The organism is Mycoplasmopsis phocirhinis (assembly GCF_004216495.1).
GTDB lineage: Bacteria > Bacillota_I > Bacilli_A > Mycoplasmatales > Metamycoplasmataceae > Mycoplasmopsis > Mycoplasmopsis phocirhinis.
On sequence record NZ_CP034841.1, the window covers coordinates 640256 to 655968 of the forward strand.

General features: G+C 26.8%; 17 protein-coding genes, 1 tRNA gene and 1 pseudogene. 10 read left to right on the top strand and 9 right to left on the bottom strand.

Annotated elements, in window-relative coordinates; translation table 4 throughout:
• Window positions 1-25: 25 nt before the first annotated feature.
• The 4 genes from secG to metG are packed head-to-tail and all read left to right on the top strand — an operon-like array spanning window position 26 to window position 4742.
• Window positions 26-262: a preprotein translocase subunit SecG gene (secG, locus tag EG856_RS02530; RefSeq protein WP_130429558.1), complete on the top strand. Its 237-nt coding sequence runs from the start codon at window positions 26-28 to the stop codon at window positions 260-262.
• Window positions 263-264: 2 nt separating this feature from the next.
• Window positions 265-2436: a ribonuclease R gene (gene rnr / locus EG856_RS02535; RefSeq protein ID WP_198868305.1), complete on the top strand. Its 2172-nt coding sequence runs from the start codon at window positions 265-267 to the stop codon at window positions 2434-2436.
• A complete protein-coding gene (locus tag EG856_RS02540; RefSeq protein WP_130429559.1) occupies window positions 2426-3202 on the top strand; it encodes a tRNA1(Val) (adenine(37)-N6)-methyltransferase in 777 nt (258 codons plus the stop codon). The genes rnr and EG856_RS02540 overlap by 11 nt, the downstream gene beginning before the upstream one ends.
• Window position 3203: 1 nt before the next feature.
• Window positions 3204-4742 (top strand): methionine--tRNA ligase, encoded by a 1539-nt coding sequence (gene metG, locus EG856_RS02545; protein ID WP_130429560.1) that lies wholly within the window; start codon window positions 3204-3206, stop codon window positions 4740-4742.
• A 19-nt stretch (window positions 4743-4761) separates the two neighbouring features.
• On the opposite strand, the gene EG856_RS02550 is transcribed toward metG, so the two are convergent.
• From EG856_RS02550 to pyrH, 3 genes are read right to left on the bottom strand one after another with little or no spacing between them, the layout of a single operon-like run.
• Window positions 4762-5121, bottom strand: coding sequence for a hypothetical protein (locus EG856_RS02550; protein ID WP_130429561.1), 360 nt, complete (start codon window positions 5119-5121; stop codon window positions 4762-4764).
• Between the two features lie 14 nt (window positions 5122-5135).
• Window positions 5136-5687, bottom strand: coding sequence for a ribosome recycling factor (gene frr, locus EG856_RS02555; RefSeq protein ID WP_130429562.1), 552 nt, complete (start codon window positions 5685-5687; stop codon window positions 5136-5138).
• On the bottom strand, window positions 5687-6403 hold the full coding sequence (pyrH, locus tag EG856_RS02560) for a UMP kinase (protein ID WP_130429563.1): 717 nt from the start codon (window positions 6401-6403) through the stop codon (window positions 5687-5689). Before pyrH ends, frr begins: the two co-directional genes overlap by 1 nt.
• Window positions 6404-6565: 162 nt before the next feature.
• Between pyrH and EG856_RS02565 the strand changes: the two genes are divergently transcribed.
• Window positions 6566-7501 carry a phosphatidate cytidylyltransferase gene (locus tag EG856_RS02565; protein ID WP_130429564.1) on the top strand — a complete coding sequence of 312 codons (936 nt, stop codon included), beginning with the start codon at window positions 6566-6568 and terminating at the stop codon, window positions 7499-7501.
• A gap of 30 nt (window positions 7502-7531) precedes the next feature.
• Here the strand turns inward: EG856_RS02565 and fba are convergent, their stop codons facing one another.
• The 4 genes from fba to EG856_RS02585 form a co-directional block, all read right to left on the bottom strand.
• The gene (fba, locus tag EG856_RS02570) at window positions 7532-8398 is read right to left on the bottom strand and encodes a class II fructose-1,6-bisphosphate aldolase (protein ID WP_130429565.1); all 867 of its coding nucleotides are present in this window, start codon (window positions 8396-8398) and stop codon (window positions 7532-7534) included.
• Window position 8399: 1 nt separating this feature from the next.
• Complete coding sequence (gene rpoE, locus EG856_RS02575; protein ID WP_232954214.1) at window positions 8400-8654, bottom strand: DNA-directed RNA polymerase subunit delta; 255 nt, start codon at window positions 8652-8654, stop codon at window positions 8400-8402.
• 146 nt (window positions 8655-8800) lie between these two features.
• Window positions 8801-9832, bottom strand: a complete 1032-nt coding sequence (locus tag EG856_RS02580) for a hypothetical protein (RefSeq protein WP_130429567.1) — start codon at window positions 9830-9832, stop codon at window positions 8801-8803.
• A 110-nt stretch (window positions 9833-9942) separates the two neighbouring features.
• On the bottom strand, window positions 9943-10383 hold the full coding sequence (locus EG856_RS02585; RefSeq protein WP_130429568.1) for a hypothetical protein: 441 nt from the start codon (window positions 10381-10383) through the stop codon (window positions 9943-9945).
• A gap of 170 nt (window positions 10384-10553) precedes the next feature.
• Here EG856_RS02585 and EG856_RS02590 point away from each other — a divergent pair.
• From EG856_RS02590 to EG856_RS02610, 5 genes are all read left to right on the top strand, one after another.
• Window positions 10554-10629 (top strand) — tRNA-His (locus EG856_RS02590).
• Window positions 10630-10690: 61 nt separating this feature from the next.
• Window positions 10691-11053, top strand: coding sequence for a YigZ family protein (locus tag EG856_RS02595; RefSeq protein ID WP_408634176.1), 363 nt, complete (start codon window positions 10691-10693; stop codon window positions 11051-11053).
• Window positions 11054-11626 (top strand): nucleoside/nucleotide kinase family protein, encoded by a 573-nt coding sequence (locus EG856_RS02600; protein WP_130429570.1) that lies wholly within the window; start codon window positions 11054-11056, stop codon window positions 11624-11626. It abuts the gene before it with no gap.
• Between the two features lie 52 nt (window positions 11627-11678).
• Window positions 11679-12635, top strand: coding sequence for a DnaD domain protein (locus tag EG856_RS02605; RefSeq protein WP_130429571.1), 957 nt, complete (start codon window positions 11679-11681; stop codon window positions 12633-12635).
• Window positions 12636-12639: 4 nt separating this feature from the next.
• The gene (locus EG856_RS02610) at window positions 12640-13512 is read left to right on the top strand and encodes an ATP-binding protein (RefSeq protein WP_130429572.1); all 873 of its coding nucleotides are present in this window, start codon (window positions 12640-12642) and stop codon (window positions 13510-13512) included.
• A gap of 39 nt (window positions 13513-13551) precedes the next feature.
• On the opposite strand, the pseudogene EG856_RS02615 reads toward EG856_RS02610, so the two are convergent.
• Window positions 13552-13869, bottom strand: a pseudogene (locus EG856_RS02615) (amino acid--tRNA ligase-related protein); the annotation flags it as partial.
• Between the two features lie 63 nt (window positions 13870-13932).
• A complete protein-coding gene (locus tag EG856_RS02620) occupies window positions 13933-15588 on the bottom strand; it encodes an IS1634 family transposase (protein ID WP_130429573.1) in 1656 nt (551 codons plus the stop codon).
• Window positions 15589-15713: the final 125 nt, after the last annotated feature.

The following is a 15713-nucleotide window of genomic DNA, read 5'->3' on the forward strand; positions in this document are numbered from 1 at the left end:
ATACAATTATGATTTGGGGGTATAAATGACAGTTTTACTAATAACAATTGCATTGATTGTCGTTGCAATAATTATCATTATCGTTTCATTAATAATGTCGCCAGATTCGAATGGTTTTTCGGGTGCTTTAGTTGGTTCGGGTGATTTAGAATTATTTAAAACTTCAAAAGAAAGGGGTGTTAAAAAATTCATGAAGTGAACAATGTTTGCGATGGGTATCCTTGTAATCTTGTTAGCACTTATAATTAAATTTTTAACTTAGATATGATAGACGAAAAAAATATTTATAACTTTATTAAATTAAAACCTAAATCAAATTTTATAGATATAGCCAAAGGTTTGGCTATTCCTTATGAAAAAAACAAATCATTAACTCAAAAATTACAAAAAATGGTTTCACATAATCAATTAATTTGTTTTAAAGATAAATTTTATATTGCAGTGGAATATTTGAATACTATTGAAGGGACATTAAAGTACGCCAAAGATGCTAAATTTGGCTTTATTGATATAGAAACTGAAATAGATAAAAAAATATCTTTTTTTGTTCCTTCCGCTAATTTTAACGGTGCTTTATCAGGAGATGAAGTTAAAGCAAAAGTGTTTAGACAACTTGATCAACAAGAACAAAAAAATTACGCAGTAATAGTAGAAATTAAACAGCGAAATTCTTCAAAAATCAATGGTGTTATTGAATTGAAAAACAATATTTTGAATTTTAAACCACTTAAAAATGAATTTAAAAATTTCAGTTTCAATATTAATAAGTTCAATGTTGATTCCAGAATTGATGATCTTGTTGTGGCAAAAATTATTGAATATAAAAAAAACTCTTTAACCATTGATATCATTGAAAAAATTTCTAATATTTCTGATCCTCTTTGTTATGTCAAATCACTATTAACAGAGCTAGAATTACCTAAAAAATTTGAAAAAGATGTTTTAGATGAAGCAGATTTAATTCCAGATAAAATTAGTGAGAATGAAATCAAAAATAGAGTTGATTTTCGTGATGAATTAGTAATAACAATTGACGGCGATTCAACCAAAGATTTTGATGATGCGATTTCAATAAAAAAAATTGATAATAAATATTATCAATTAGGCGTTCATATCGCTGATGTTAGTTATTATGTTCAAGAAAATAGTCTAATAGATAAAGAAGCATTAAAACGTGGAACTTCAACTTATTTAGCAAATCAAGTAATTCCAATGTTGCCCGAAAAACTTTCTAATGGGATATGTTCTTTAAATCCAAACGAAGATAGATTTACAATGAGCATTTTAATTGATATAGATAATAAAGGTAATACTATTAAATCTAAAATTGTTCAAGGGATTATAAATTCTAAATATAGATTAACATACAATCGTGTAAATGAATTTATTGATAATAAAACAAAATTTAATGATAATTTATTAAACAAAATGTTAAACACATTGTATGAACTAGCTCAAAAAATTCGTAAAGTAAAAAATGATGAAGGTTATATTGATTTAGAAATAGAAGAACCCAAAATCATTTTGGATGAAAACAATAAAGTTGTTGATGTTGTTGTTAATAAGAGCGGCACTAGTGAAAAAATGATAGAAGATTTTATGGTGCGTGCTAACGAAGAAGTGGCTAAAACATTAGCAAAACATAAAATTCCACTATTATATCGTATTCATGAAACTCCAAGCGAAGAGAAGATTAATCAATTTAAACAAGTAATGAATTCCTTAAACATAAAAGTAGAAATAGATAATCTAAATTTAACTCCTAAATCATTTCAAAATGTAATTGAAAAAATTAAAAAACAAAGATTTGATAGTTTCTTGCAAACGATGTTTTTGCGAACTATGTCTAAAGCTATTTATAGCAACCAAAACATAGGTCATTTTGGTCTAGCGAGTGAATTTTATTGTCATTTTACAAGTCCCATTCGTAGATATCCTGATTTAATTGTGCACAGAATTATAAGAGATATTTTATTTCACAATGACCGTAGCAAAATTGAACATATGAATAAAATTTTACCTGCAATTGCTGAATTAAATAGTAGTGCTGAACAAAAAGCAATGCAAGTTGAGCGTGATACTAATGATTTATTGTATGCTGAATATTTTGCTAATAAAATTGGCCAAAGTTATAATGTCCAAATTGTAAGTGTTTTAAAATTTGGAATGTTTGTAGAATTTGAAAACAAGACTAACGCACTTGTTCATTTATCTACAATGAGCGATGATGAATATGAGTTAAATGTAGAAGGAACTGAATTAGTTGGCCTTAAAACGAAAAATAAATACCGTTTAGGCGATAAAACAAGTGTTGTAATACTTAATAGCGATGCTATTAATGGCAAAGTAGACGCGTGTTTAGTGAAAAATTATCAAGATTATTACAAAGCATTAAAAGGCAAGATTAATAGGTCTTATTTGAAAAATGCAAAATAGAAAATTAGTTAAAAACTCACTCGGTTTTGACTCCAATCTTTATATTTATCAAGATAAAGAAATGTTCAACTATTCAGTTGATACTATTTTATTAGGCAATTTTGTTTTTTTAAACAAAAAAATCACTAATATGCTTGAAATTGGCACTAATAACGCAGCTTTATCTATTTTCATCAGTGAAAGAAATTCCAATTTACATATAGACGCGATTGAAATTCAATCTAAAGCAGCACAGCTGGCTATTAAAAATATTGATTTAAACAACAAAAGCAACCAGATAAATGTAATTAACGATGATTTTAATTCTTTTTATAAACAACACACAAAAAACAATAAAAAAAAATACCAATCTATAGTTGTTAATCCACCTTTTTATCAAGTAGACACTGTTAAATTATCCAAAAATATGAATCAAGAAATGTTGATTGCAACACATGAAATTAAATTGAATTTAAAACAAATTATAGAAGGCAGCTCAAAAATAATTGAACAAAAAGGATATTTAACATTAGTAATTCCCGTTGAAAGAATGGTAGATTGTTTTGAACATATGCGTAAGTTTAAATTTGAACCTAAACGAATTCAATTAATTATTCCACGTATTGATGATAAACCTAAATTAGTTTTAATTGAAGCAAGATACCAGTCAGGATGAGGATTACATTTTTTACCAAATTTGTACCTTCACGACAACAATGACAAAAATAACCATGAATATTTAGCAACCATTAAACAATTGTATAAACCAATAAAAGTAAGGGAGTAAAATGAAAAAAACTTGTTATATAACCACGCCAATTTATTATGCTTCTGGTCCATTACACATTGGACATTTATATTCCACAATTATGGCTAGTACTATTGCAAATTATAAAAAAGTGATGGGCTATGATGTCAAATTTTTAACCGGTAGTGACGAACACGGACAAAAAATACAATCTAAAGCAAGCCAAAACAAACAAAATCCAAAAGAATTTGTAGATAATTTAGTACAAGCTTATATTGAAACTTGAAAAAAGTGAGATATTAAAATTGATTATTTTTCACGCACAACCGCACCTCATCACGAAAAAGTAGTTAAAGACGTATTTAGTTGGTTTTTAAAAAATAATTTTATTTACAAAGGTAAATATGAAGGTTTATATTCTGTTGAAGATGAAGAATTTTTAACAAAAGCTCAAGCCTTGCAAATAGAAGGTAAGTTTTATCATCCACAATCAAAACATGAACTAATGCAAATGACGGAAGATAGTTATTTTTTCAAAATTTCAGCTATGCAACAATGATGAAGTGAGTATGTTGCCCAAAATCCTAAATTTTTATTACCTGATAAAACTTTAGCTGAAATCCAAACTAATTTTGTTAATGAAGGATTAGCCGACCTTTCAGTTACGAGAACAAATGTTGAATGAGCTATACCTATTAACGAGGATGCTAAACATACTTTATATGTATGACTAGATGCTTTGTTTAATTACGTAACAGCACTAAACTATGATGTACAAAATCCAGGAAGTGATTTTGAAAAATATTGAAGAAATGGAGATGAAATAATTCATATTTTAGGCAAGGAAATTTCAAGATTTCATTTTATTTATTGACCAATGTTTTTACAAGCGATAAATATTAACCAACCCACGCATATTATGAGTCACGGTTTATTAAGAGATAAAGACGGTCGCAAAATGTCAAAATCATTAGGGAATGCTATAGAACCAGATTATTTATATCGACACTATCATCCCGAAATGATTAAATATTATTTTGCTAGCCAATTTATTTTTGGTGAAGATGGTAATTTTAGTGAGGAAAAATTAAAAGAAACAGTTAATGCAGATTTAATCAACAATTACGGAAATTTGGTTTCGCGTACACTTAAAATGATTGCTAATTCGTTTGAAAATGGTACATCATATTTAAGTTCAACAAACAAAATTCATCAACAAATTGAACACGAAATTCTTAATTTTAACAATGAATTTTGTTCCTTAATGGATGAATTTAAAATAGATAAAGCCTATAAAAAATTTACTGAATTATCGTCAAAATTAAATAAATACATTGATGAAACAACTCCTTGAAAATTAACTCAAAATATTGATGAGTTGAATTTAATATTGAACCGTCTATTGAATGGTATTTATTCATTGTCGTGAGCATTGCAAATAACAATGCCCAACAAAGTTAATGAGGTGGCAAGTGCATTAAAAATTAACGAATTTAGTAAAAATAATTTGGATAATTTCAATAAATTTGACAACATTAAATTAGCAGATAAATTTATTTTCTTTGCTAGATTGAAATAAATAGACACAAAATTTGTGTCTATTTATTTTCTTGATTTTGATTAAAATTTAACTCTTGTTTTTCGTTTATTCATTTTTTAATAACAAACATTGCAATAATTACATAAAAAATATTAAAAAGTAATAATTTAGTGTCATTTAATTCTATAAAGCGATATCTATAATATTTTATGGCGAAGGGAATTGATATTATGTGGCAAATAATTGACAAAATCACACTAACAAAAATAGTTATCAATAATGAATAACCTAATTTAGGTTGTGGTTGTTTTAATGTGTTACCTAATAATGAAAGAGTTATAAATATGATAAAAGATAAAATAAAAAGAATTACCGATATACTAAATAAGACATAAAAAACATATTTGTTAATTTTCATTTAATTGTGGTTAACTATAAATTAGTTAATTCTTTTTCTTTTTGAGCAGTTATTTTATTGATTAAATCTATTTTACTATCTACATTTCTTTGAATAAAGTCTTGGAAGCGTTTTTGTTCGTCTTCACTCAATTCTTCATCTGATTTGATTGCTTTCATAACTTCTTGACGAGCATTTCTAACACCTACTTTTGCCTGCTCGGTAAATTTAGATAAACTTTTGACTAATTCTTTTCTTCTTTGTGTTGTGAGTGCCGGAAATGTTAATCTTATTTGGTGTCCTTCATTTACTGGTGTTACACCTAAATTAGCGTGTAAAATTGCTTTTTCAATTTCTTTTACCGAAGACATATCAAAAGGTTTAATCAATAATTGTGCTGCTTCAGGTACTGAAATTGTTGATAATTCCTCTAAAGCAGTTGGAGTTCCGTAATAATCAACTTTTATGCCCTTAATTAATTGTGGGTTAGCTCTACCGGTTGAAATTTTAGATAGTTCAAATTCATAATGATTAATTGCTTTTGTTGCTCCTTCTTCAAATGTAGTTTGATAAATTTCTAGTTCCATTATTTTGTTACCTCTGTTCTTTCTATTGTACCTTCAATTGCTCTTAAAATAGCATTTTGTTCTTGAATGTCAAAGACAATTAAACCAATATTATTATCTCTGGCCATTGATGTAGCGGTTAAATCCATTACTTGTAATTTGCGATCAAGAATTTCATCGTAGGTTATTGTGTCGAATTTTTTTGCGTGTGGATTTATTTTTGGATCTGATTCATAAATACCTTTTACACCATTTTTACCCATTAAAATTACATCAGCTCCAATTTCAGATGCGTATAATGTAGCGGCGGTATCTGTTGTGAAATATGGCCGCCCAGTTCCGCCACCAAAAATTACAACTTCGCCATTTTCTAAGTATTTGATCGTTTTTTCATTAATGTAATATTCAGCAACTCTTTGGTCAATATTCAGTGAAGATTGAACTCTTGTTTTTAAACCGACTTCTTCAAAGCCACTTTGTAATGCCAACGTGTTCATAATTGTGGCAATCATTCCAATGTAATCTGCACGATTACGTGGAATGCCGTTTTTTTCAGCACTTGAACCTCTTCAAAAATTTCCGCCTCCAATAACAACACTTACTTGGATACCTTTTTGAACAATTTGTTTGAGTTGTTTGGCTATATTTTCAACTAATTCATAATCAATTGCTAATGATTTAGATTTATTTGCTAAACCTTCACCAGAAAGCTTAACCAGGATTCTTTTATATTTCATGTATAAACTCCTACCAATTAATAATTTATATTATAAATGTTTAATTGACAAAATTATATTAAATCTTAATTTTAAAAAGCAAAAAGTTTATAATTTGCACAGTGTTTTTATTAATTTTGTAGATAAAAAACAATAGTATAATTTAATTATAATTAGGTGTTTATGAACAAAAAAACAATAAATGAAAGAGTTATTCCCGGCATTTTAACAGCGGTATTTTTTTTAGGAAGTTTAATTCCTTTATCAATTTTTTCCTCACAGCATTACATAGCAAGAATTTTTTCATTTATTTTTGTAGGAATTGTTGCTTCAATTTTAACCTATGAATTTTTTAAATCGCAGAGATTAAAATGATATTGAATATTGACACTTGTTTTAATTAGTTTAACTCTTGTGTTTATTCCAGTTGAAGAAATAACTTTAAAATGGTTAAATTTTAAAACATCTAGTGATGAATTTGATCTTAAACTTCTTGTTGAATATACACGAATTATTGCTCTTGATCCTTTTGTTATTATTGTGTGTTTAATTCTTGCAATTATGTTATTGGTTATAGAATTATTTACTCGCAATTATTCACATTTCAGTCAACGAATTGCACGCTTATTAATTGCCTTTGCTACCTTGTACTTTTTAACGATTTTCTTTAAAATATTTCATTTATATGTTGTTTTATCTAATACATGAGTGTATTGGTTTAGTATCACTTTAATTGCGGTTTTAGTAGATGTATTTTCTTTCATTTTTGGTATTTCATTGGGTCGTAAATTTATCACACAACCATTTTCACCAATTATTTCACCAAACAAATCTTGAGAAGGTTTTATCGGTGGTGTATTTGCAGGCATAATTTCGGCTTTTATTCTTGTGTATTCGCTTGATTTATTTGATAATAATTATTTAAAAATAATTTTTTCGTTATTAGCCCCTTTATTTGCGGTTCTTGGTGATTTGTATTTTTCTTATATTAAACGTTTAAATGGCCTTAAAGATTATTCGAAAATTTTAAGAGGCCATGGAGGTCTTTTAGATAGAATTGATAGTATTTGTTTTATTACAGTTTTGAGTTATGTTTTAATTTTATTCAGTAATATTTAGCATAATAAAATTCTCTTTTATCAAGAGAATTTAAGCTTTATTGTGTGAACCAAAATTTATAATAATTTCTTTTATTTTATGTTGAATGGCATTAAAACCATCTAGTAATAATTTACGAACATCAAAGTTTTTACCAATTAAATCTTTATCTTGTTTAATAAATTCACGAAGTGCTTGGTGAAAAACAATTTGAAGTTCTGTATTAACGTTAATTTTTGCCACGCCTAAAGAAATAGCTTGTTTAATTTGTTCAAAAGGTATTCCAGAGCCTCCGTGCAAAACTAACGGTATATTACATTGGTTTTTTAAATCTTGTAATAAAGCAAAATCTAACCCTTTTCAATTTGAAGGATATTTGCCGTGAATATTACCTATTCCAGCAGCAAACATATCAATGTCTAATTGTGTGAATTGTTTAGCTTGTTCAAGATTTGTTAATTCACCAGTACTGATAACTCCATCTTCTTCGCCACCAATTGTGCCAACTTCTGCTTCCACACTAACATTAAATTTTTTTGCGTATTCAACAATTTGTTGAGTGTCAAGCATATTTTTAACAAATTCTTGAGCCGAACCATCAAACATAACGGAACTAAAACCAGCATCAATTGCTTCTAAACAAGCCTGTTTAGAACCGTGATCTAAATGTAAAACAATAGGTACACTTATGTTTAAATCTATTAACATACCCTTTACCATTCCAACAACACTATGATATCCTCCAATATATTTGATAGCAGATTCACTTACACCTAGAATCAGTGGTGATTGCATTTCTTGAGCTGCCAAAAGTGCTCTTTTTGTTCATTCGGCATTGTTTATATTTATATGTGGGATTGCGTATTGATTTTGATAGGCTTTCAACACTATTTCTTTTGAATTTACTAGTTTTGACATATTAAATTGCAAAACCTGGTCTTATTGACCATTGTCCTTTTGAATTTCTAATAAAGTTAGAATCTACAGTTAATAAGCGATATAATTCACCCAGCTTATTTACCCGAATAACATTATAATCTTCTCCTTTTTGCAAGGCTAATTCTTCCCATTTTGTTCTCAATTCAGCTTCTACCTTATCGAATAAAAAATTATACTCGACAAAATTTCCGTCTTTGCACTCATTGAATGCGATTTCTGACACTACATCTAACATTGTTTTCATAAAAACCTCCAATGGTTCAATTTATAATTTTAATTATAATACATATTAATTTCTTTTTATTGTTCTGTTATGCATATTCTTTTTAAAAAAAATTTAATTATTGAAAATTGCAGTTGTACTGCAATTTTTAATATTAATTATAAGAATCAAGGAATTGAAAATAGTCCAACTATATGAAGACTTAAAAGAATAATTATAATAACCGATATTAGGATAATTATCCCCAAAATTCAATAAATTAGTTTAGACCATTCAGTTCTTTCTACTAAATGTCTGTAAACTTTGCGTTGTGGTAGAGTTGATAATTGTTCTTCAGTAGTTTGTAATTGTTGTGTTTGTTCTTGTTCAACTACAGGTACAGGCTTTTTGAACCCTGTTAAAACTTGCGAAAACTCTCTTGATTGTTTATCGTTTTCTTTATCGCGTAATACGTATTTAGCTAAAACATTTTCGTTTTCGTTGTTTCAATTAATTGAAGTGACAACCAAATCATATTTGAATCTGTTTTTAACATCAAATAATTGTACTTCTTTAACTAATTTTTCTTCTGGGTTTTCTACATACAATTCAAAACCACTAGCAATTTCATCTAATTCACTAGTTTTGGTTAATACCGAATTTTCACATTCACATGTTGGACTGCATTCGCAACTATCATTGCAATCGCAAACTTCTTCACATTGACACTGATCATCATATTCACAACCACAATTTTGTTCGTTTTGACACATTTCTATTTCTTTTGTATCTTCAAAAACAATTTCTTCAGTGTCATTTAAATCAATAATTTGAGTTGGTTCTTGATCAATTGATACTTCTTTTTTATTTTTTTTGGGTGCTACATCTACTAATTTTTCTTTATTAATAAATTCAATTACATCTTCATCTTTTACTTGCGATTGATCAATTACTTCTAAAATTTGAGCTGTTCTCTGTGGAGTTGCCGACCCTCTAAAAGCACCGTTTTGGTGGAATCATACTCTTGAATTTCCTTCTAGTTCAAACGCCACTCTGTTAAATTCATCAACACCTTCTTTAAAGGTTTTGAAATTTTGTAGTCTTGCGATTTTTGCTCTTTTAAGATTAAAAGAAATTATTCTTACACCATCTACAATGTCGTATTTTTCAGATAAATAAAATCTATTTAATTTTGGTTTTTGGCTTGTCATTTTGTCCTTTCTATTATTTTACAAAAAAATGCAAATAACTGTTTAAAACACACTTTGAGTGTATTAATGTATAAATGATTAAATATAAACATTAATGAATTATTTAATCATTAATTGTGTGGTAAATCAAAGTAAATTTTTGTGGTTAAAGCAAGAATAATTATGAATAAAATTATCGCAACTACAAACATTCATAAAGTATTTTTTCATCGCGGATCAACAAACACTAATTCATGGTCTTTGTTCAATAAATTATTTTCAACAATATATGAAAGTGATTTTCCTGTTTCAATATCTTCATTTTTTAATTTTGTTAAAACATTTTTGAATTCATTCAACGATAAACTTCCGATGAATTTTCTGTTTTTTACAACTCAAATTCTAGCCTCTTCTTCGTTTCCGATTGATAATTTTTCAACTGTTAAAACTAAATCATCTAGGTTTGAAAAACCAGTTTTTTCTCCGGTTTGGGCAACTTCAAGGTTAAATTTTTCCGAATCTTTACTTTTGTCTTCAGACACAAAAAATTTAAATATTTTTAGAGAGCTCATTACATTTCCTTTCTCATATTAACATTTTAATGATTGTATTATACCAAATATTGTTATTAATTTTAATTCAAATATTAATATTGAATTATAACGAAAAATATGTCAATTTTAAAAAAATGATTTTTATTTTGATTTTAAATCTAAACAATTATAATACTAGTGCTTAAATGGCGAATGTGGTGAAGTGGTTAACACAGCGGGTTGTGGTCCCGTCATTCGCGGGTTCGAATCCCGTCATTCGCCCCATTTTTTTATTTTTTTTATCATTGAATACTCAATTTCAATAACATATAATATTTACATGAAGATTTTTGAATACGAAATTAAAAAATCAAAATTTTATAGTATTTGCTTAAAAATTCAATCAAAACAAGAAGTTAAATCACTAAATATTGAGTTATGAAAAACACATAAAAAAGCAACTCATATTTGTTACGGTTATTCATTTTTAAATGACGGTGTGATAAATGCTGGCTTTGAAGATGACGGTGAGCCAAAAGGAACAGCTGGCAAACCAATACGAGACTTATTAATTAAAACTAATACTCATAATTTGGTAATTTTTGTAATAAGATATTTTGGAGGTATTAAATTAGGTTCAGGTGGTTTAGCTAAAGCTTACATTAAATCTGCTTCAATTGCACTGAACGAATTTAAAAAGGTAATTTAAATGATTGCGGTTATAGGTAAAATCGGGGTAGGTAAAACAACTTTTCTAAAGAATAGTGGCTTAGATTTAAACAAAGTTTTTTTTGCTGATAAATTTATTGAAAATGAATACCAAAAAAAAGGAATTATTTTTGAACAAATAAAATCAAAAATAGGTATTTTTTTGATTGAAAATGAACAAGTATCAAAAAAAAGAATTCGTTTATGATTAAACGAAAATAACACTAATATAGACAAATTGGAAAAAATTATATTTCCCGTTATTTTTGATGAGTTAAAAAACGGGAATTATGCATTTGTTGAGCTTCCGGTGTTGTTTAATAAAAATATTAATTTTTTGCCTTTGTTTTCAGCAGTTTTATGCTTATCTACAAGCGAAAAAAAACGACAAAAAAATTTGTTTAAACGTAATGTGAATAAATTAACAATTAAAGCATTAGATGCTAAAAACAGCCCGAAAATAGCCAAAATTTCGCTTTTTAGCAAAATAACAATTGTGGATATCTATGGAGAAAACTTTTTAAGCACTGAACAAAATAAAAAAAATATAAATTTAGTTCAAGCAATAATCTAAAATGATTATATTAATGCCAAAAATTTGGCACATTTTTTTAGAAAGGTATTTCATGAAAAAAGATATTCATCCATATTTTGTTGCTGAAAGTCCATCTATTATCGGTGGCGAAGATTTAAAAAATCTTCGCAAATTTTATGCTCCAATTTTAGGAGCTGATGCTGTAGTTTTATATGAATATTTAAGAGATTTAGCAATAGAAAAAAATATTAATGAAGTTTTTCATGATTACCACAATATTACTTATATGTTACGTATGAGTTTAAGTCAATTAAACACAGCAAGATTTTTATTAGAATCAGTATCTTTAATTTCAACTTATATTGATGATTTTAATCATAAAACATTGTTTGTAATTGAAAAACCACTTGATAGTAAAGGTTTAAAACAAAATATTTTTTTGGCAAATAAATTAATGAAAATTATAGGTTTTGAAAATTACACGCGAATTCTAGGGAAAGAAAATAATCGTATTTCTCGAATTAAATATCTTAAAGATGCTTCAACTCGTTTTGACGAAATGTTTGAAATTGGAGATTTAGATTTAAGTTTAAATGAAGAAAAAATTGAAACAAAAACTTCAAAATCAAATCTTGAAATATTAAATGAACAAATTAAATTGGATTTAAATAATTTCAATTATTCAAACGTATATGAAGCGATTTTAAAAACTGATACACTTTCATTTTTTAACCAAATTCAAGGTCAAATCCCAACTAAAAATCTGATAGATTTAGTTAAAAACGCCAAAGAGAATGGTTTTGATGATAAATGTATTAATTTAATTTTCTATTACGCCAACGAAATAAACGGTTATATCAATTTTAATTATGTTAATAAAATAATTAAAGATTTAATCAAACAAAAAATAATTTATTTTGAACCATTAGAAATTTATATTGATACGTTAATAAGAGAAAAAAAGAATATGTTAGTGACAAAAAAAGATTTATTTAAAGCTTCATATTTAGAATCGTTAAGTTCAAAAGAAAGGGTTTATAATAATTAATATTATGGCCAAAAACCTTGATATAAATAAATATTCGCTTAACAAAGATGAGTTTAATCAACAAGTAGATAATTTAGCGAGAAGTTCACTAAAATTACAAGTTATTTTACATCAATATCAGGTTACAAATGATGAATTTGTGAATAATATTGTTAAGTTTATAGATTTAAAAGAATATCTAGAAAACCCCGAACATTGTTTTTTTGGTTACGAGATATTTCGCGATGAAAAAAATGTTTTGCGTTTTAAAAAAATTCCCGCTAATAAAGAAATTGCTGAACTAATGAGTATTCAAAACAATCTTTGATTAAGTGATATTTCAAACAATAACGTAAATTTAAGGTTAAACAAAACAACAATTGTTTCTGAAAAACAAAGTGAATTAGAAAACAGATTTAATTTAATTCAAAAAACTTTAGGAACTCAAGATAATATAAAACTTAAAGGTGTTTATGCATTTAGCAATGATATATTACATAATTCAAAATTAGCACAAGCTTTTGCAAATGAATTAGCAATTGCGAATATTAAAGTTATTTATATTAAAACCCAAGATTTATTTAAAAAGTTAATCTCTGGTTTTGAAGACAATATGAGTCAAAATTCACAAATTATATCAATATTAGAACGTAGTGATGTTTTAATTTTAGATGAAATGGGCAACGAATCTACTAATTCATGATTTTTATTTGAGGTTATTTCACAAATTTTATCAAGACGTTTAGATCTAGGTAAATTAAATATATTTTTTAGCAACTTATCAATTAATCAATTGTCTTCTTATTACTTAAACCATCGCGCTTTAAAAGCTGAAAAACATAAAATTTTAGCCCTTATTCAAAAAATTCAAGACTGCACAATTGAAATAAATTTTTAATTTAACCAATAAAATAAAATAATTCCTATGAGTTAGGAATTATTTTTTAATTCTTCTTAATGTCGGAAATAACAATACATCACGAATTGAACTGGTTTCAGTAAGCAACATTACTAAACGATCTATACCAATTCCGCAACCACCGGTTGGTGGCGTTGCGTATTCCAATGCTTCAATAAAGTCTCAATCTATATCACTTGCCTCATCATTACCGGCTGCTTTTTCCTCAATTTGTTTTTTGAATCTTTGCAATTGGTCAATAGGACCAGAAAGCTCAGTATACATATTTGCGTATTCTTTAGTGTTAATGAATAATTCTGCTCTTTCAGTAAATTTAGGGTCATCACTAACTCCCGAGTTTCCAAGTTGCAAATTAAAAAATTCCGTAAATACCTCATTTTAAGGTACTTTCGGAATTTTTTATAATTTAATTACATTGTAATTTTTGATTGATTGTTCAATTAATTCATATAACATTGTTTCCTTTTCATTATCAGTATTTTCAATGTTGTATTCGTTAATAATTTTGTTATCAATTAAAATTTGAATTTTTTCGGCATTTTTGATAGCGTCTACATAATTGGAAATTGAATAATTTTTGTCTATTTTTGTTTGTTTTTTAACATATTTATTCAAAATATTTAAACCATACTGTAATAAAACCAATGAAATAAAGCATAAAGTAATATAACCTTCAATATGATTTTCACTCCAAACATACATAGGTCTAATTTTTAAACAATTTTTTAAATTTCTAAAATTATTTTCAATTTGTCATTGTTTTTGATATAAATCAACAATATCTAATGGCTTAAGATCTGTTCTTGAAGTTTCATACACATAATAACCATCAAATTGTTCATCTTCACTAATTTTTTCTAAATCTAATTGATAATAAGAAGTTGCTCCAATTTTTTTAAAAAATTTATGCTTTTTGGCAGCTATTAAATCTGTTTCAATTACTCTACCATTTTTTTGTTTTTTATTGAAAATTTCAATTAGTTGCATACGATCATTAAAATCTTTTGCTGCTCGTTTTTTACTATGGGTCATTATTTGTCTTCTTTTATGACCGTTGAATCGTTTGTTTTTTCACAGCGACATGAATTCTATTTCTTTATATTTAAAATCTTTGTTTACACGAATATAATCGTTTTGGTTAATTGTGTATTCTTTTCTTTGTTTTGTACTAGATTTCAAACGATAAGAGAGTATGTAATCTATGTTTAAAGATTCTAAAAAGCGTATGTTGCGGTTTGTGCTCATTCCTCTATCCGCGACAATTGTTACATTTTTTATATTATAAATATCCCGTATTTCCAATATAAAAGGTATAAAAGTGTTCATATCAGCAGTATTTCCTTTGAATATTTTGAAATGAAATGGAATTCCATTACAATCAGTAATCATTCCAATTACTATTTGATCTTCTTTAAATTTTCCGTCTTTTGAATAACCAGGATATCTCAATCCTTTTCTCGCAAAACTTTCAAAATATACTGTTGTTGAGTCATATCACAACACTTCAATATCACGGCTAGCATTTGAAGTTAATGAGTTATTTAATTGTTTTAAAATTTCATTTTTATTATTGGTTACATAATCTAAACTATTATAAAAAGTAGATTTTTTGAAGTCATTATTGAAATCATAAAGATGTTTTTGTTGATACATTTTGATCAAACTATCTTGGTTGATGATCCGTGAAGTGATTATATATTTAGCAATATCTAAAAGATTTTTTGATTTGCTTTTTTCACACAATTTGAAAGGGTTGATTTTATCACATAATTCATATAATGCTTTTATACCAAAATTTTGTTTTCGGATTTCTTTTTTAGATTGAACTAAAACCTCCTTTACTTTTGATAATATCTTTTCTTTATTTCATTCAGTATTTCAATCAGCACACGCAACCTTAAGGGCGTTTATAGGGTCTAGATTTAAAGTTTTTAATGTTTCTAAATTACCAATTCCAATTGATTTTTTATAACCTTTTCCAAATCCAGCCGGTATTGCGACCGAGACATATGTTTTATCTTTTCTTTTTGATTGTGTTATAACCCATTTTTCCATAGTTAAATTATATCATATTTACAATGTAATTTTGTAATTTAAAAAAATTTTTTTATACTTTAGTATAAAGATGGCGAAAAACGCTAAAAAATGACCCCTAACTTGGAAACTCGGGATAAAATTGG